General features: G+C 45.3%; 18 protein-coding genes. 6 read left to right on the plus strand and 12 right to left on the minus strand.

Annotated features, from left to right (window positions below; all coding sequences use genetic code 11):
* Positions 1 to 10 precede the first annotated feature (10 nt).
* From xrtN to ACYVE4_RS01115, 6 genes are all read right to left on the minus strand, one after another.
* A complete protein-coding gene (xrtN, locus tag ACYVE4_RS01090) occupies positions 11 to 1153 on the minus strand; it encodes an exosortase N (protein WP_460994928.1) in 1143 nt (380 codons plus the stop codon).
* Positions 1140 to 3794 (minus strand): XrtN system VIT domain-containing protein, encoded by a 2655-nt coding sequence (locus tag ACYVE4_RS01095; RefSeq protein ID WP_460994929.1) that lies wholly within the window; start codon positions 3792 to 3794, stop codon positions 1140 to 1142. The genes xrtN and ACYVE4_RS01095 overlap by 14 nt, the downstream gene beginning before the upstream one ends.
* Before the next feature lie 68 nt (positions 3795 to 3862).
* Positions 3863 to 4162, minus strand: coding sequence for a winged helix-turn-helix domain-containing protein (locus ACYVE4_RS01100; RefSeq protein WP_460994930.1), 300 nt, complete (start codon positions 4160 to 4162; stop codon positions 3863 to 3865).
* Complete coding sequence (locus tag ACYVE4_RS01105) at positions 4134 to 4805, minus strand: DUF308 domain-containing protein (protein WP_460994931.1); 672 nt, start codon at positions 4803 to 4805, stop codon at positions 4134 to 4136. Before ACYVE4_RS01105 ends, ACYVE4_RS01100 begins: the two co-directional genes overlap by 29 nt.
* 2 nt (positions 4806 to 4807) lie before the next feature.
* Positions 4808 to 5203, minus strand: a complete 396-nt coding sequence (locus ACYVE4_RS01110; protein WP_460994932.1) for a diacylglycerol kinase family protein — start codon at positions 5201 to 5203, stop codon at positions 4808 to 4810.
* Positions 5204 to 5260: 57 nt separating this feature from the next.
* Positions 5261 to 5986, minus strand: a complete 726-nt coding sequence (locus ACYVE4_RS01115; protein ID WP_460994933.1) for a DUF1361 domain-containing protein — start codon at positions 5984 to 5986, stop codon at positions 5261 to 5263.
* A gap of 262 nt (positions 5987 to 6248) precedes the next feature.
* Between ACYVE4_RS01115 and ACYVE4_RS01120 the strand changes: the two genes are divergently transcribed.
* The 4 genes from ACYVE4_RS01120 (at position 6249) to ACYVE4_RS01135 (ending at position 10956) form a co-directional block, all read left to right on the plus strand.
* On the plus strand, positions 6249 to 7607 hold the full coding sequence (locus ACYVE4_RS01120) for a DUF1800 domain-containing protein (protein ID WP_460994934.1): 1359 nt from the start codon (positions 6249 to 6251) through the stop codon (positions 7605 to 7607).
* An 88-nt stretch (positions 7608 to 7695) separates the two neighbouring features.
* A complete protein-coding gene (locus ACYVE4_RS01125) occupies positions 7696 to 9237 on the plus strand; it encodes a DUF1501 domain-containing protein (protein ID WP_460994935.1) in 1542 nt (513 codons plus the stop codon).
* An 80-nt stretch (positions 9238 to 9317) separates the two neighbouring features.
* Positions 9318 to 10139, plus strand: a complete 822-nt coding sequence (gene mazG, locus ACYVE4_RS01130) for a nucleoside triphosphate pyrophosphohydrolase (protein WP_460994936.1) — start codon at positions 9318 to 9320, stop codon at positions 10137 to 10139.
* Positions 10140 to 10218: 79 nt separating this feature from the next.
* Positions 10219 to 10956 carry a metallophosphoesterase family protein gene (locus ACYVE4_RS01135; protein WP_460994937.1) on the plus strand — a complete coding sequence of 246 codons (738 nt, stop codon included), beginning with the start codon at positions 10219 to 10221 and terminating at the stop codon, positions 10954 to 10956.
* A gap of 74 nt (positions 10957 to 11030) precedes the next feature.
* On the opposite strand, the gene guaB is transcribed toward ACYVE4_RS01135, so the two are convergent.
* Both guaB and ACYVE4_RS01145 read right to left on the minus strand, forming a co-directional pair.
* Positions 11031 to 12503, minus strand: a complete 1473-nt coding sequence (gene guaB, locus ACYVE4_RS01140) for an IMP dehydrogenase (RefSeq protein ID WP_460994938.1) — start codon at positions 12501 to 12503, stop codon at positions 11031 to 11033.
* 133 nt (positions 12504 to 12636) lie between these two features.
* On the minus strand, positions 12637 to 13065 hold the full coding sequence (locus tag ACYVE4_RS01145) for a DUF2141 domain-containing protein (RefSeq protein ID WP_460994939.1): 429 nt from the start codon (positions 13063 to 13065) through the stop codon (positions 12637 to 12639).
* Between the two features lie 40 nt (positions 13066 to 13105).
* On the opposite strand from ACYVE4_RS01145, the gene recJ reads away from it, so the two are divergent.
* Both recJ and lptB read left to right on the plus strand, forming a co-directional pair.
* A complete protein-coding gene (recJ, locus tag ACYVE4_RS01150; RefSeq protein WP_460994941.1) occupies positions 13106 to 14845 on the plus strand; it encodes a single-stranded-DNA-specific exonuclease RecJ in 1740 nt (579 codons plus the stop codon).
* A gap of 94 nt (positions 14846 to 14939) precedes the next feature.
* On the plus strand, positions 14940 to 15671 hold the full coding sequence (lptB, locus tag ACYVE4_RS01155; RefSeq protein WP_460994943.1) for an LPS export ABC transporter ATP-binding protein: 732 nt from the start codon (positions 14940 to 14942) through the stop codon (positions 15669 to 15671).
* 87 nt (positions 15672 to 15758) lie between these two features.
* Here the strand turns inward: lptB and recO are convergent, their stop codons facing one another.
* The 4 genes from recO to ACYVE4_RS01175 all read right to left on the minus strand — a co-directional run bounded on the left by recO (position 15759) and on the right by ACYVE4_RS01175 (position 17901).
* Positions 15759 to 16451 carry a DNA repair protein RecO gene (gene recO / locus ACYVE4_RS01160; protein ID WP_460994944.1) on the minus strand — a complete coding sequence of 231 codons (693 nt, stop codon included), beginning with the start codon at positions 16449 to 16451 and terminating at the stop codon, positions 15759 to 15761.
* A gap of 21 nt (positions 16452 to 16472) precedes the next feature.
* A complete protein-coding gene (locus tag ACYVE4_RS01165) occupies positions 16473 to 16889 on the minus strand; it encodes an arsenate reductase ArsC (RefSeq protein WP_460994945.1) in 417 nt (138 codons plus the stop codon).
* Between the two features lie 3 nt (positions 16890 to 16892).
* Complete coding sequence (arsN2, locus tag ACYVE4_RS01170; protein ID WP_460994947.1) at positions 16893 to 17327, minus strand: arsenic resistance N-acetyltransferase ArsN2; 435 nt, start codon at positions 17325 to 17327, stop codon at positions 16893 to 16895.
* 247 nt (positions 17328 to 17574) lie between these two features.
* On the minus strand, positions 17575 to 17901 hold the full coding sequence (locus ACYVE4_RS01175) for an ArsR/SmtB family transcription factor (RefSeq protein WP_460994948.1): 327 nt from the start codon (positions 17899 to 17901) through the stop codon (positions 17575 to 17577).
* Positions 17902 to 17953: the final 52 nt, after the last annotated feature.

Here is a 17953-nt window from a genome sequence, read left to right on the forward strand (position 1 = left end):
AATACGGCTATCAATTTCTCGATTTTGCAGAAATCAACCGCATCGACGTAAATGGCTTATCACTCGTAATATTAATCAAAGCAAAACCCGTTTCGCCCTGAATGATTTTTTTACGCATAGTTAGTTGGCTAATGGTTGCGCAGGCTCCGTTGCTAAACCACCAGGCTGTGTAGAGAACACGACCCTTTTTGTGGAGTTCACCAACGTAAGTTGGGTGCCCATCCAGCGTTGTTTCCTGGATTCGTTTGAGTTCGTAACCGCTTCCTTTCCAGCAGACAACCGGACTATGATCGGCGCTAAACCAATCGAGTTGGGGTTTTATGTAGAGCAATAAGCCGGGCTTTACTAGTTTTATAAAGCCATTCGGAAGCATGTCGGAAGTACAGCCAAGCCTATAATTAGCCCAGGTCCGATCATTCTTTTTCAGAATAATAGATAGGTCCGAAGCCGATTTCTCTGGCAATGCTGCGAAAGCCCGCACGCTAATTCCGATAAGTATAACGCCCAATCCCCAGCCTGCTGATTGGACCATTTTGGTCATTGTTCCAGTCGATGGATTAGTTAATTCGGGTTGTCCTAAACGCCTTATAAATAGGATAGCTAGACCCCAGGCAGGAACCCAGGTATAAACAAAGACACAAGCTAAACCAATCAGCTCATGCGTAAGGGTTTCAGGCATCGCTCCAAAAAGAACCAGCAGCACAATTCGGAAAAGATTACACAGGATAGTCAATCCGAAAACAATTGATTCGAAAGCAATTATCCAGGGCATTGGGAGCTTTTTACGCTGCAACCGTTCTTGCCAGATCAGACTGAACAGGCCAACCAGGAGTGAGACCCCTGTTAGTTGCAAACCCATACAGGCAGGATCAACAGCCATGTCAACCGGGTTTGCAGAGGACATTATTCTGGAAATCACATTCCCTTCAACGTGTACAGGTATTCCAAATAATCGCAACAAATAACCAGCACCTGCACTTAATTGCAGCCGTATCGGAAACGTAAACAAAGCAGACAAATAGCGCAGAACGGGCGATAGTAAGACCAGGGAAACTAATCGACCCGTCCACCGATTTCGTCCGGCATAGCCTGGCCACCAGGCATAGAGCAGAAGGGCCATTGACAGAAAAGTGGTTAGATCAATAGGGGGCATAGTGTTTTCGCCAGATTAGCCACCCAACCAGAATTGCCAGCATCACCAACATTGCCCATTCGTGAGGCTCTGGAACCGCTCCATCGGTTTTCAGCGAAGCATTGTCCAGACCAGAATTATCTTTCGGAATACCGAATCGACCATAATCAGCCGCTGTTTCCAAAACGACCAAACTTGATAACGGTGACACTATGTGTGCCCGTTGTGCTTCCTGAATTAAGAAATCTGTCTGGTAATTTTTGATGAAATAAGATCGTCCAATTTCTCGTAACAGATGATTATAAGTAAACAGACGAGCCAGATGGTCGGGTGCAAGCGATGCTTTCGCAACAGGTGCGGGAATTTTCTGGATAGCTACCTGCGCTTCAAGTAAATTGACAGATTCTTTTTCAGTCTGTAGACGCGGAAACTGATGTTTCTGGAAAATACCTGTTAAATCGGGTGAATTGCCGCTAGTTAGGTTCAGTACACAAAGTTCAGACAGTGTTTTTAGGTAGGGTGATAACTCAGTGATGTGCTGGCCGGATGTAAAGCAGAACGTACGAATAGGAGTTTGCTGCCTGGCTACTAACCCAAAATTGTCTGCAAATTGACTACCGCGCAAATCACTCAAAGTCGGTGCATACGATGAACCTTTGGTAATAAGCAAAGCCGTTGCCGGGTTCTTGATTCGATAGACTGGGAACAGGCTAAACGTCTCCTGAGACAATCGTTCATAAAACGCATCCAGATTGTTTTGAGTCAATTGCTTCATCCCGTCATCAAACACCCATACTCGACTGTTAGGTTGTTTGGCCGCCAGTTGAAATGCTGTTGTAAATTCATCTCTTTGCCACAACTGATTTATATCCAGATAAATGTCAGTTGGCGTAAATGATTCATTTTCTATTGTTTGGGGGTCCATTTGGTAAGCGTAACCGTTCAGATAGAAGGCCTCCGATGATAGGTCAGGAGCTTGAAAACGCAACGTCCAGTTAGGTGTATAATTACCAGTATGCTGGATGACATTTCCTTGCAATTGGTTAAATAACCAGGGCGTTTGCAGATCGGTCGGTGTAGTCACGAAATCGATGTGTATGAGTTCATTCGCCGAGCTCATATCAGGTCCTTCAATATAAGGAGACTGATAATTCAATTGGTTATCAGTCAATTGAAGGGGAGACGTAATGCCGATTTTGACGCGCCGATCTTCGCCAGCCCGACAGGGAAATACGCGAACTGTAACTCGATTGCCTTCCTGCCAACGAACAATGGACGGATCGCGGGCAACTACCTTTGACTCTACTCCAACAATTGTTCGATAAGCTGAATCAGCTTTGGCAACGGTAGTTAATCGAGCTGGTTCTTCGTGGCCATTTACCCATAATGACATCGACGAAACGACAGATCCTGGCGGCAGATGAAAGGTCAGTAGTGCTTCCTCGGTCGTGAAGCGGGCCTGATTACGGATCTGGAATGTCTGTTCGGTGTAGCTGACCCGGAATTGCGGCCAGATACGCACTTGCGATACAACATCTTCGGTCGTCAAATGGCGACCCGTCCAGAATTTCTCTTCGGTACCGTGTCGATTGGCAGCTAATACTCTTGTTATAGCAAGCCGATTATCATTGCTCAACACATCTGCGGGAAGTATCAGCGAAGCAATCACAACCAATGGATCGTGTTGGCGAACATCATCCAGTGCGGTCAAACCGTTTATACTCCAGCCGCTGTTGTTAATAAAACGCCCTAGATCGTAAACATGATTGCTCAAAAGAAGCCGGTTGGTGATCCAGCCTGGTTTAAGTTTCTGGGCAATTAATACCCAATCGGGAAGGTCAGTTGTGTTTCGGATGGTGGCTTCGAGTTGCGTCTTTTCAATTCGATTTAGATCGCGAATCCATCCGCTTAGGAAGAAGCCAACAGCGATAAGTGGTATTGATAAACCGACACTAATTCCCAGTCGCAGATGTTCTTCTCGCTTCCCATCGAACCAGAGTCGTTTTCCCAGCGCAACGGCGAAGAAAAGTGGTACGAACGTATGCGCGGACAGACCTAAAGCGATCAGCATAGGTATGCTGATAAAGTAGAGTTGACAGACATAAATAGCCATGTACGCAAATAGCCACCAGCCTACAGCAAGCACTGTATAGAGAAACTGTTGCCATCGAACGGATAACGTTTCTTTCCATCCAAAGGCTAGCATAGCGCTTCCGATAAGTAATAAAGTCCAGCATAGCCAGGTTGTTGATTGCTGAAAAACTGCTAGTTCACGGTTTAATGCGTAGGCGCTTATCAGCCATAGTAAAAGACCTATCCAGCGCGTTGGCCGCCCTTTATCGTATCCATCTTGGCGAAATCTAAGAAAGCCATTGGCCACTAACAGCACTGAAAAAAGAACCGCCAGACAATAATGAAGCATAATCATGCCTCCGTTGGAATTACCGGCCCGATGTGGTTCTCCCAAAAGTTCATAACCTAAAAACACCAGGCTTGATCCAGTCAGAAAAAAAAGCCCAATACCGAAAAACGGCTCTCGAAATGGCTCCAGGAAACGGGATCGAAACGAAGGCGGAAATTGAGAATGGCTATCCGTATCGGACTGGATAATAGCTTCATGCTGACGAAGCTGTAGTTGGTCATTAGAAGTGTCTGTTTTCATAAAAGTACTTTGTGTTGCAAAGTGAAAATAACTGAAAAAATGTGTTGACGTTCTGTAAATGAAACTGCCTATAAATTCTTGATGAAAGATTCCAGCGCGTTTAAATGATCCGAAAAGGCTCGTTGGCCTGCCTGAGTAGCTGAATAGGTTGTATTCGGTTTGCGCCCAATAAATTGCTTTTGTACCAATATATAACCGGCCTCTTCCAGCGCCCGTAAATGCGTGGCCAGGTTGCCATCGGTAAGCTCCAGCAATTCTTTTAGCGCGTTGAAACTCAGCGAGTCATTTACCATTAAGACCGACATAATGCTCAATCGCGCTTTGCTTTCAAAAGCTTTGTTAAACTGAGCCAGCAGGTCGTTCTTCATGCGGATTACGTTCGTATTTAACATACATGGCCAGGCCATATACAATATGCAATAGGCCAAATCCAATCGACCAGGTCAGCAAATTATAACCGGGCCAGAAAAGAGACAACAGACCTAATATAATTTCGCAGTATCCTAATGATTCAACATCGCGCAAGGTGTATTTACTGCCGTTGAGCAACGCCAGCCCGTAAAAAATGAGCGTTGCCGGAAAAGCCAGCCAAACCAGGTTGTAATAAAGTAAAGTGAGGCAAAATATACCACCCGTTGCCAGCGGCACTGCGATTGCCCATAATAAGCGTTTCGACGATTGATTCCAGACATTCAACCCTTGTCGGCGGGCTTTACGAAGCGTAAAATATAAGCCCGATAGGAGGGCTGTTACCAGCACAATAATCGCTATAGTTATTAAAAACTGTCGGGCGTCATGATGATCTACATCCGTATAACCGTCCTGTGGATATGGGCGAAACCTTGTGAACACGCCTGATTGCATCCGCACGGCAACGGCAAACGCTCCAGCCAGAGCAATTATTCCTGCCGATACGCCAGACAAGCCGCTGAGTGACAGAAATTTAGAAGATCGCTCCATCAGGCTTCGGATTTCCGTTAGCGTTTGGAGATGTTCGCGGGATTCGTGCATGACTATTTGTTAAATAGCGAATTAGGATTTATGAATAGAGTATCGACTAAATGGCTGCCGAGGATAACAAGACCAACAAGAACAGCGAAAATGCTCAGAATCAGAACGGCCCCAGCCGATACATCTTTAATCGCTTTGATCTGGGGATGACGACCCGGTGAGACAAAATCGCATAGTTTTTCAATAGCTGTATTGAAAGCTTCAGCTGCCCAAACCAGGCCAATTTGAGTCAGAATGATAGCCCATTCAGTTGTGTTTAGCTGCAAATAAAATCCAGCTAAAACGACAATCCCCGCAACCAGTAGATGGACTTTAGCATTGTTCTCAAACCGGAACAAATCCAGAATTCCCTGGCCAGCAAACCGAAAACTGCGGACAACTTTATAGAAATCAATCATTCGGCAAACTTAGTATGTAAATCAAGTGTATGCGATTGGTTTCGAACGCACGAAATACTATTCGTTAGCAGTTGGACTATTTTCGCGTTCAGTGAACCAATAAAAGGCTACATACAAGACAATAAGAATAAAGCCATAAGCCAGCGTCAGCTTAATACTTACGTGATCGTGATAAGCACGGGCAATCGCTAACGTCAGCGAAGACGGTCTCGTCAAAATATCCCAGCTATTCCAGCGCCCCATTCGCCCCAGGTAAATACCAAACCCTGACAATACCTGACTTGCTAAAATCAACGCCCAGGTCAACAAATCGCCAGTGATTGGTCGGAGCATTCGGTGTACGATGAGGATGGAGTATAAACCAGCCAGTAACCCTGTTAGTGCAAATAAGAAGATGGTCATGGTATCGAACCAGAGTAGTGTCTGATCGATGTGTTTAATGTGGAACAGGTCGGTAATGATGTAGGGCGCATTCGGCAAAAAACTTAGCCAAAGTATCAAACCACCAATCAATAGCCATGGGCTTTTTAGTCGCGACGATGGGCTACTATTGAATCGTAAATCGCGTATAACCAGTACAACACCCAATGGAAACCAGGCCAGGGCTAGGTTCCAGGTAAGCATTACGAAAAACCACCAGTTGCCGGTCAGCAAACCACGGGTGACGACTAAGCTTAATCCGGCAGCTGTTAGCAGTGTTAAGGCCCGAAGCCCCTTTCCAGACGAATCTTCCAGACGGGCAATTAGATCAGATCGGTAAAGCGAAGAATGTAAAGGTTGCATATTTGAAAGTACTTTGTTTTGCAAAGTAAGTGCGATATAGAAATATCAGTCAAGAAAAAAGGAGAAAATATTTTTATTCATGTAAGTCGCCGATGCGGAATTGATCATTTACATAGACGATTTTAATTCAAATTAAATAATAAGTACCGACCACAATGACTTAATTTTAACGTTTTATAAATGAGTATAATTACTCTAAATAGATTGGTTATAACTGATTTGATGTCAGTAACTAACTCCTATTACTAAACGATATGTACTTATGCCTGTTTGGAATGCTGATACCGCCCGACATTTGTTAGCCCGTTGTCTGTTTGGATACACTCGGAACGATCTGAGCAAGGCGTTATCGTACGCAACTGTCGATGATTTTGTTAGCAAAGAATTATTGGCTGATAAACCGTTGCCAGCCGCTCCAAATACATGGGTAACAGAAGTTCCCGTCGCCAGCGATCCTAACACGGGTCCACGCTACACGGAAATGACAACCTGGTGGCTAAAACAAATGCTGACCGAAGGAACGTCGATGCGGGAGAAAATGGTGTTATTCTGGCACAACCATTTCGTATCAGGGCGGAATAAAATCAATTATCCACAGCATATGTACCAGCAGAATAACCTGTTCCGTAAATATGCTTTTGGTGATTTTCGGCAGTTTACAAAAGATGTGACCATCGATCCGGCTATGCTGATCTATCTGGATGGGCGTGGGAGCAATAAAAATGCGCCTAATGAGAATTATGGGCGTGAGCTGATGGAGCTCTTTACGCTGGGTATTGGCAATTACACGGAAACGGATATAAAACAGGCGGCACTCGCCTTAACTGGCTGGACAGTATCAGGTCTGAATGCGGTTTTTAACAAGAATAATTTCGCTGATAAGACTAAAACATTTTTAGGACAGACGGGCAATTTTGCCTACACCGATATAGTCGATATTATTCTGTCGAAAGAGGCTGCTGCTCAATTTGTTTGTCGAAAATTGTATAAAGAGTTTGTATTCTACAAGCCTAATGAAGAGTTCATAACCCAGTTGGCGGCTGTATTTCGAAAGTCGAATTATAACATCAAAGCTGCTTTACAATTTATGCTCACTTCCGACGAGTTTTTTAAATCAGACTATCGGGGGGCTAAGATCAAAAGCCCGGTTGAGTTAACCGTTGGCTCGCTCAAGTTTCTGAATATTAGTACGCCAGACTTCGGCTACATTGCTGATTCATCCAAAACGCTCCAGCAGTATTTGTTTTATCCGCCTAATGTAGCAGGCTGGCCGGGCCAACGCGACTGGATTAGCTCAAATACGTATGCCGCTCGTGGTGGTTTTTCAGACTCACTGGTGAACGGCAAAAAAAGTACGGGTGCTGCCCTATCCTTCAAAGTTGTTCCACTCGATTATGCACGTAGCTATAAGAGTTCTGAAGATGCAACGCAGTTCGTGAGCGATGTAATTAGCCTTATGGTAGTTATGCCTCTGGTGGCTACAAAAAATAAGCTCTTGCTCGACACACTACTAGATGGAACCATCGCGGCAAACTGGTCAACCAATACGCCACAAGCTGATTTACGTATTCAGAAATTTCTGAAAGCAGTTATGCGATTGCCTGAATATCAACTTACTTAATATTGAATGATTGAGTGACAGAATGATTGAATTGATGGCATATGAACAATTCAATCATTCTATCACTCAATCATTCAGCCATTAGCCTATGAACCGCAAAGATTTTCTCCGACAATTAGGATTCATTACGGGTGGTGTTGTCCTGGGGGTACAGGGAATGCCTGTTCGGGCGTATGCGCATAATCCGTTTATGTTTGACGTGCCAGGTACGAACGGAAACATTCTGGTGCTTGTGCAACTTCAGGGCGGTAATGATGGCCTCAACACGGTCGTACCTTATGAGAACGACATTTATTACCAAAAACGACCGACTATTGCGCTTGCGAAAGATAAAATACTTAAACTGAATGATCAGTTAGGGCTAAATCCGGCTATGTCGGCATTTAAAGCCATGTACGACAACGCCCAACTAACAGTCGTTGAAAACGTTGGCTATCAGTCGCCTAACCGATCACACTTTCGATCAACGGATATATGGTTGTCAGGTTCCGATGCAAACACCTATCAGTATGATGGCTGGGTAGGGCGGTATCTGACTCATAAGTTTCCGTCTTTTCCGCTTATACTACCCGAACACCCAATGGCGATTCAGATTGGGGCGGTTGAATCGATGTTGTTACAAAGTGAAGTTGGATCAATGGGAACGGTTTTCGACTCGCCTAATACATTTTATCAACTTGTACAGGGAGTTAGTGACGATTTTTCAGCGATTCCGAATACTGTGGCTGGTGATGAGCTGAAGTTTTTGCAACAAATTGCTGCTCAGTCAATTCAATATTCGGATGTAATCAAGAAGAAGGCTGATATCGGAAAAAACGCTGTTACCTATCCGAACACAAATCTAGGAAAGCAACTCTCAATTGTGGCCGACTTAATTGCAGGAGGACTCACAACGCCCGTTTATCTGACATCCATTGGCGGATTTGATACGCACGCCAATCAGGTTGTTGCTTCCGATACAACAACAGGATCGCACGCGAACTTGCTGAAAACGGTGGCCGATGCCGTATCTACGTTTGTTAAAGATTTAGCAAAACAGAATCTGGCGAATAAGGTCACTGTTATGACGTTCTCCGAGTTTGGCCGACGGTTGAATCAAAACGGTACGACCGGAACTGACCACGGAACCGCAGCACCACTTTTTGTTGCCGGAGCTCCCGTTCGAGGAGGTATCGTGGGAGCGAGTCCGAACCTGACCGATCTGGATAGTAGCGGAGATATCAAGTTTACCAACGATTTCCGGCAAGTGTATGCCAGCGTTTTACGCGATCATTTGGGGGTTGATGCGCCAACAGCACAGACAATTCTAGGCCGCGATTTTGACATATTGCCTATTTTCCGTCAGGCACCTGCTTTAGAAGTCATGGAAGGCATTGCTGCCCTCGGTCAGAATACGCCTAATCCTTTTGCTGATCAAACCGAAATACAGTTTACGCTAAAGCAGGCTCGCACAGTCCGGTTATCTTTATATAACATGCAGGGGAGAGAAGTAGCGATTCTACGCGATGGTGCATTTGATAAAGGAAATTACGCCGTGTCGGTCAACGGAGCGGGGTTAATGGCTGGGCACTATTTGTACAGTCTGAAAACAGACGATCAGCAACTGGTGAAACGACTCGTGAAGGTGTAGGAATATCGTCAGGAAGTTGAAAAAGGAGAAGAGAGATGGTTCAGTCGATTCTCTTCTCCTTTTTTCGTTATTTTTACCAGATGACTTTTGATCAATTACCTCCTCGTCGTCAGGAACAACTGATGGCTTTCGATCGGCTCCTAACGATTATGGATGAACTGCGTGAACAGTGCCCTTGGGATCGCAAACAAACGATGGATAGCCTTCGCCATCTGACCATCGAAGAAACGTACGAACTCTCCGACGCCATTCTGGAAAAAGACCTTCCTGAAATTCGAAAAGAGCTGGGAGATATTCAGTTACATTTAGTTTTCTACGCCAAAATTGCTTCCGAAACAGGCACGGATACGCCTGACCACTTCGACATAGCTGATGTGTTGAATGGTGTTTGCGATAAACTCATTAGCCGCCATCCGCATATTTATGGAAACGTGGTGGCTGAAACAGAAGAGCAAGTAAAAGCGAACTGGGAACAGCTTAAGCTGAAAGAAGGAGCTAAATCAGTGTTGGGAGGTGTGCCAGGCTCGTTGCCTGCCTTAGTGAAAGCCATGCGGATTCAGGAAAAGGCACGTGGGGCTGGTTTCGATTGGGAGGAAAAACAGCAGGTTTGGGAGAAGGTAGAGGAGGAAATGCAGGAATTCAAAGCTGAATTCAATGCAGAAACCGCCGAAGCTATTGATCAGCACCGGGCCGAAGGAGAGTTTGGTGACTTACTATTCTCGCTGGTGAACTACGCACGCTTTATCGATATTAACCCCGAAACGGCGCTCGAACGAACCAATAAAAAGTTTATAAAACGCTTTCAGTACATGGAAGAACAGGCAAAGTTTCATGGGAAAAAACTGGGCGAAATGACCCTTGCCGAAATGGATGTATATTGGAACGAAGCCAAGATGATGTAAGATATATGATGTAGGATGTAAGATATGTGATGCAGGATATATAGATTTACTTCATACATCATATATCTTACATCACTACATGCGGATTGCTTTTATTACGGATATGCATCTTGACGTTGAGGGCGAAAACCCTCAGGGCGTTGATGTTCGACAAAATTTTCTGAAAGCGCTGGCGTTTCTGGACGAGCTTAAACCAAACTGCCTGATTATTGGTGGAGACTTCTGTAACACCACGGCCGATCCGGAAATTTACGAATGGGTAGAAAAGCAACTGGATTCATTGCCGATGCCCTACTATGTGGTTTCGGGCAACCATGATGATTCCGCAATACTGGCTGAGGCCTTTGAGAAAACGCACGATTTGCATGATCAGGAGCTGTATTATGCCTTACCCCTCGAAGGACGACCGGTTCTGTTTCTGGATTCATCGAAAGGGGTGTTTTCAGATGAACAGTGGACGTGGTTGAAAGATTATCTGACGGCCTTACGCGATACGAATGTGGTCATCATAATGCACCATCCGCCCTTGCCTGCAGATGTCGCCTTTATGGATTCCAAATATCCGTTTCGGCAGAGCGATGAATTTCTCGAATTAGTGCATAAACTGCCTTGCCATGTTACGGTTATTTGCGGGCATTACCACGTCGAAAAAGTAGTCCAGCGTGGTAATTTGCTGGTGTTGCTCTCGCCTTCAACGTTTTATCAGATGAAGCAGGATACCCCCGGATTTGCTGTTGACAATTACCGAATCGGCATCCGCGAAATCAATTTAACAACTCATGGTACCATCAGTGCAGTACATTATTTAGATGCGTGAGATTTGATGCAGGATATGTGATGTATGGTTTTCTCGAGTAGAATACATCATGTACCCTGCATCATACATATTTATCATCTTGACGAGTAATTCGGTGCTTCTTTCTGGATCTGAATATCGTGAGGATGACTTTCACGAGAGCCAGCCGTCGTGATTTTGACGAACTTTGCCTGTTGTAAGGCCGGAATGTCAATCGCTCCGCAGTAGCCCATCCCCGCTTTCAAACCCCCGACTAGCTGATAGGTGATTTCAGCAACTTTGCCTTTGAACGGTACACGCCCAACGATACCTTCCGGAACCAGTTTTTTGATATCGTCTTCAGCATCCTGGAAATAGCGGTCTTTCGAACCATCTTCCATCGCTTCCACCGATCCCATACCCCGGTACGTTTTAAATCGCCGACCTTCGTAAAGGACCACTTCGCCAGGCGCTTCTTCGGTACCAGCCAGCAACGAGCCAATCATAACGGTGCTGGCGCCACCAGCCAGCGCTTTGGTAATATCGCCTGAGAAGCGAATCCCACCATCGGCAATAACCGGAACCCCCGTACCCTGCAATGCTTTGGCCGACTCGTAAACAGCGGTCAACTGTGGCATACCGATTCCGGCAATAATCCGGGTCGTGCAGATACTCCCTGGGCCTACACCTACTTTTACCGCATCTGCACCGGCATCCGCCAATGCTTTGGCACCTTCACCGGTAGCCACATTACCAGCGATAACTTCCAGATTTGGGAATTTCTGCTTGATGCCCCGAACCGCATCCAGCACCCCTTTCGAGTGTCCGTGCGCTGTATCGACACTAATTACATCGACGCCAGCTTTGACAAGTGCTTCGATACGTCGGGTCAGGTCAGGCGTAACGCCTACCGCAGCGCCCACACGAAGTCGGCCCAGATCGTCTTTACAGGCGTTAGGGTGACTTTTCTTTTTCAGAATGTCTTTATACGTAATCAGTCCGACTAGGTGATAGTTGTCATCAACAATCGGCAGTTTTTCGATGCGATACTGTTGGAGAATACTCTCCGCTTCTTCCAGTGTCAGACCTTGGTGAGCTGTAATTAGCTTCTCGCTGGTCATAATGTCTGTAACTGGTTTTGTTAGATCATTCTGGAAGCGTAAGTCACGGTTGGTCAGAATGCCGACTAATTTTCCGTTGTCATCTACTACCGGAATACCTCCAATCTTGGACTCGCGCATGATTTTATGCGCATCGCCAAGCGTAGCCGTTACCGATAGCGTAATAGGATCAATGATCATCCCACTTTCGGAGCGTTTCACTTTGCGAACCTGATCGGCCTGCGCTTCAACGCTCATATTCTTGTGGATCATGCCAATACCGCCTTCCTGCGCCATAGCAATGGCCAGATCCGATTCAGTAACGGTGTCCATAGCCGCAGAAATCAGCGGAATGTTCAATCGAATATTTCGGGTAAGCTGAGTGACAGTTTTCGTGTCGCGGGGGAGAACTTCCGAATAAGCGGGAAGAAGCAGTACGTCGTCGTAGGTGAGAGCCTCGTAGAGAAACTTGCTGGTATCTAAGCTCATGAGCAAATAGCAGGTTGTGTTATTTGCCGGACAAAGATAAATAAAAGAACCGGGATTTATGGGATTAAAGTGATTTTTCTGATTTTGCTTTCTAATAACAAAACAAAATCAGAAAAATCAGACGAATTCCGGTTTAGAAGGATTCAACTTTTATCGTGATCATTTTTTCGCTGCCATCAATAGTAAACTGGCAATCTTTAAATTTGGGCGCCGACATTTTAGGGCGGAAATTATTGCTGAATCCATACGGCTCCTTTGGAATGCCAAAAATCTTTTTGTCAAGCTGCCCATTCCCATTTTCATCGTGAAAAACCGCAACGGCATATTCACCGGGATCCAATGAAAAGCTTGCTCGAACATTATGCGCGTTGGCATCCACCTTTTTCCCATCTACGGGTTTGCCATTGGGAAACGAATCTCCTGATTTAAACAAGGCAAAAAAAACGGAGCCTTTTAAGGTCTTAACGTTTTGCACCTCAACGATTAAATTGGTCTTTTTAGGTGACATTTCAGGAGGAGAATCCGTCTGAAGCAGGCTCAATAGTGAAAGCAAAAACAGCATATAGGTAAAGTTTTTCTAAAAACGGATTTATCTTGCATCTATGATAACCCAGCCGCCCCCGCCAACCAAACGATGGATCCCGAAATCTTTTCCCGATTCAGTGGAGCAGCAGGCTGCTATTCATTCCTTAACTCAGTCGCTGGGTATTAGTTCAGCAGTAGCCACGTTACTGGTCCAACGGGACGTTCACACGTTCGATCAGGCGCGTACTTTCTTCCGACCCGAACTTACGCATTTGCATGATCCATTCGAGATGAAAGATATGGATCGGGCGATTGCGCGTCTGCTGAAGGCCATGCAGCCCGGACGGGAAGAGAAAATCCTGATTTACGGAGATTATGACGTAGATGGAGCGACCTCTGTGGCACTGGTATATGGATTCCTAAAGGATTTTCATCCGCCAATCGATTATTATATTCCGGATCGATACAAAGAAGGGTATGGGATTTCGAAGCAAGGTATTGAGTGGGCTGCTGAAAATGGTTTTTCGCTCATAATTGCGCTCGACTGCGGCATTAAATCGATTGATCGGATAGCGGAAGCTGAAGCGCTTGGTGTCGATTTTATAATTTGTGATCACCACCGCCCTGGTTCCGAACTGCCCGGTGCCGCTGCTGTACTGGACCCCAAACGCGACGATTGTTTGTATCCATACAGGGAATTGAGCGGTTGCGGAGTAGGGTTTAAGTTGTTGCAGGCCTTTTGCTTAGTTAAAAACATTGACCTGAATCGGCTGTATCCTTGTCTTGATCTGGTAGCCGTTAGTATCGCTTCAGATATTGTTCCTCTGACGGGAGAAAACAGAGTATTGGCGTATTATGGCTTAAAATATCTTAACGCGGCACCTCGGACGGGTCTAAAGGCGTTAATCAAAATAGCGGGTTTCTCGAAGGAACTGGACATTACGAATTTGGTATTTGGTCTGGGTCCACGCATCAATGCCGCTGGCCGGATTCAACATGCTAAAGCGGCTGTTCAGTTACTCCTAGCTGAATCGGCGGATGAAGCTGATGAATTTGCCTTAGCGATTAACAAGCACAACAACAGCCGTCGTCAGTTCGATTCTAGCATGACTGAGCAGGCTTTGGCGATGATTCGGGAGAGTGAAGCGCTGACCCATGCTAAGTCGACAGTATTGTACGATGCGAGTTGGCATAAAGGCGTTATTGGAATTGTCGCGTCGCGATGTATCGAACATTTTTACCGTCCGACGATCATCCTGACCCAATCGAATGATAAAGCGGCTGGTTCAGCGCGATCGGTGCCGGGTTTTGATGTGTATGAAGCTATCGAAGAGTGTGCTGACCTATTGGAACAGTTTGGTGGTCATACGTTTGCGGCTGGTATGACCATGCCGGTCACTAATATCGAGGCCTTCAGACGGAAGTTTGAAGAAGTAGTGTCGCGGAAAATTACGGAAGAGCACCTGACCCCCTTGATCGAAATTGACCTGCCATTGGACTTCAGCGAGATTTCGGATAAGCTCGTTCGGATTGTGAAGCAAATGGGGCCGTTTGGCCCTCATAATATGCAGCCAACGTTCATGACGGAGGATGTTTATCTGGTTAGCGAGCCGATTATTATGAAAGATAAGCATTTGAAAATGAGCGTAAGACAAGGGCGATCAGGGCATATTTTGACTGCTATCGGCTTTGGCTTTGCTCATGTTGCCGATCACCTCCGACGGGGTGAACCATTTTCGATCTGTTATCAGGTTGAGCAAAATTTTTACAACGGAAATGTATCCTTACAGTTGATGCTGAAGGATGTGAAATATTAGTAAGTAGCCCATAGTCGGCAGGCAAGGGTCGTCAGCACTTTGTGCAGGAATTCTTGACTATCGACTGGCAATTACTGACTGACGACTAAAACAAATGCTTCTTAGAACAGAAAATCTGATTAAAAAATACGGGTCGCGATTGGTCAACAATAACGTGTCGTATCAAGTAGAAACGGGCGAAATTGTTGGACTATTGGGGCCTAATGGAGCAGGTAAAACCACATCGTTTTACATGGCAGTAGGCTTGGTGAAACCCAATAGTGGCAAAGTTTATATTGACGATACCGATGTGACTGATTTACCTATGTACAAGCGGGCTCGACTTGGATTGGGTTATCTCGCGCAGGAAGCCTCTGTGTTTCGTGATTTGACCGTTGAGGAGAATGTATTGGCAGTGCTCGAAATGAGCAGTTTGCCAAAAAAACAGCAGAAAGAAAAAGTAGAGGAATTATTAGAGGAATTTAGCCTGAACCACGTTCGAAAGAACAAAGGCAAGGTACTTTCCGGTGGAGAACGCCGACGTACAGAAATTGCCCGCGCACTTGCTGTCGATCCTAAATTTATTCTCTTGGATGAACCGTTTGCGGGCGTTGACCCAATTGCTGTAGAAGATATTCAAAGTATTGTTGCTAAGCTCAAACACCGCAATATTGGCATCCTGATTACCGACCACAACGTAAACGAAACCCTTTCCATCACCGACCGGGCCTATCTACTGTTTGAAGGTAAAATTCTAAAACAGGGAACCGCCGAAGAACTAGCCAGCGATGAGCAGGTTCGGCGACTGTATTTAGGGCAGCATTTTGAGCTGAAGCGGAAGATTTAGACCTATTTTTGTCGTTCTTCCTAACGTCTGAGTGACAAAAATAGGTTGTCTGCCTTTGTCGAAATTCTATAAAAATACCGCCTAAAATCATCCCAAAACTTCCCGCAATACCGGCAATGATTTCACTTCGCCGATGGAATCGATATGAATCTGGTAATAGCCTACTACCGCATCCAAGAGTTCATTTCGGGCTGAACGAGCTATTTTGATTGGGGTTCCTAATGGTCTGCGAAGCATTGTATTTAACGCCAGTTCCATCTCCTCATCGAGTAGAAAAGGGTAGGAGTTTTCTCGGAGTTGATTCTCAAACTCGCGGGCTGATTCGGGACCGAAACCCAGGAAAAACGATAGTTTTAGTAAAAAAGCGAGATGAAAATTCTCGAAGTTTGTCTGTGCTTCTTCCAGGAATAAAACCGAATCGACCAGAAATTTAAACATCCTCGAATTCTCTGCTTCTTCTTTCAGGACTTTGTTCAGTATCTCTGTTACGAATAGCGCAATGGTTGATTTACTAACATCAAAGGGTAGGCTTTGAAAAGGATGACTAGTCTTAATTTCGGACAATCGATGTAGGTCACGATCGGGCTTATTATAAACGACCATATCCAGCAACGTCAGCGGTTGAAACAACGCAATTTTATTGGTCTTGCTTCGGGCGCTTCGAACTCCATTGACCAGATAACTTTGCAGGCCAAACTCTTCAGTATAGATGCGGGTGATGATCGACGTTTCGCGATAGCGTATATAACTAAGGGCAATTCCCTGGGTTTTTTGCAGCATTTTGGCTTGTACGAGAGTCTACTAAGATAACTCTTTTTTTACAAAATTCCGGCTGAATTCCCGAATTTCATTTCGTACAGTTCGGTAGATGTCAAAGATATCTTCTGCTGTGCCAGTAGCTTTCGAGGGATCCATAAAATTCTTATGAATGCGTACGGCTTTCCCGACCCAGATAGGGCAGCGTTCATTGGCGTGATTGCAAACGGTAATCACATAATCGATAGGTAGATGGGCGTACTCATCAACCAGATTCGATGTATGATGATGGATGTCAATGCCATCTTCGGCCATAACCTGAACTGCTTTAGGATTTAGGCCATGTGTTTCAATGCCAGCACTTAAAACCTGCACCCATTCCCCGGCAAAATGTTGCAGATAGCCATGCGCCATTTGACTTCGGGTTGAGTTGCCAGTGCACAGAACCAAAATTCGTTTCATGGATCAAACAGTTTGTTTCATGACAACTGCTGAGGAAGGGCAGAGTGAACCAAACTGCGCAGTTTGCTGAATAGGTTCTGGCGCCGAAGCCCTGGCGATACGACTAAAACCTAATCGCTCAAAATAACCGTCGGCAGTTGTGGTTAATAAGTATACATCATTAATGCGTTGTCGACGTGCCTCCTGAATGGCTAGTTCGTAAAGCCGTTCGGCAATTCGCTGATTTCGGTAATTGCTGGAAACGCATACCGAACGAAGTAATCCGATGGAACTGTAAACCTCAATCCCGACCGAACCAATTAGCTTGTCATTATCAAATGCCAGCCAAAAGTAAGGTAAGCCAGCCGGTAGATCGTCAGTGGGTAATTTATTGTCGCTCAGTAACTGGATAAGAGCTGGTAATTGATCTGTGTGTGCAGCTTTAATCTGAATAGACATGATTGTAAAAATTAGTTGCTGAATGAAACAAGTACTTCCCGAAAGGGCTGGCCTTCCGGGAAGTTTGCGCCTTTAACAGCATTCGCCGTCACCTGGGCAACATTGACCGTCGTCGGTGCAACAGTCGTCGATTTCGCAGCAATCAGATGTTTCCATGATTTTCTGAGTTTAAAGTGAACAAATATATACGAGCTTCGAAGCCAACACAGGATTATCGTAATAATACGATAGATTGGGGTGAAAAAATTTAACAGCAGTTCTGCTCAACGGGCTGGCCTATAAAAGTTGAAAATACCTGTTGCGCTTCCTCCCAAACTGATTCATTAATACAGTAGCAAACGCGGGGAGAATCGATTTCGCCTTTTATGATTCCAATCCGTTTTAGTTCTTTAAGATGCTGTGATACAGTAGCTTGGGCTAACGGAAGTTCGTCAACTAAATCACCACAAACGCAGGCTTTCCGATCAATCAGGAGTTGTAAAATAGCGACTCGTGCTGGGTGGGCAAAGGCTTTTGCCAACTCAGCCATTCTGTTCTGTTGATCAGTAAATATTTCGGTTTTAGATATGCCCATCGCTCAATTTCGTCTATTGATCGTAATATTACGATAAAGTAAAAGTAAAAAC

The sequence above is a fragment of the Spirosoma harenae genome, assembly GCF_054776975.1.